This is a genomic window from Megasphaera sp. NM10, from assembly GCF_000417505.1.
Lineage (GTDB): Bacteria > Bacillota > Negativicutes > Veillonellales > Megasphaeraceae > Megasphaera > Megasphaera intestinihominis.
Map to the genome: position 1 here is coordinate 1 of NZ_APHY01000156.1, position 301 is coordinate 301.

Consider the following 301-nt stretch of genomic DNA (forward strand, 5'->3'; position numbering starts at 1 on the left):
TATCTGTTGCGCGATTATACCGTGTCTTTTCAGACCAGGTGTGGTCCATTGACATCACCTATATTCCGATGCCGCATGGGCATATGTACCTAACTGCAATAATTGATTGGTATAGCAGGCGGTTGGTCGGCCACTATCTTTCAGACAGTCTGGAAGCAGAATCTGTTATTCATGCCGTGACGGAAACCGTTAAAGCATGCGGCGTTCCAGCCATTATCAATTCAGATCAAGAGCAGCCAGTTACCAGTGATGATTACAAGAATCTGCGTACCTCAATATCCGTCAAAGTATGGACGGCAGA

1 protein-coding gene is annotated in these 301 nt (G+C 46.2%); it reads left to right on the top strand.

What is annotated here, in order from left to right:
* A partial coding sequence (locus NM10_RS13475; protein WP_020311957.1) for an IS3 family transposase occupies positions 1–301 on the top strand: 301 nt, incomplete at both ends.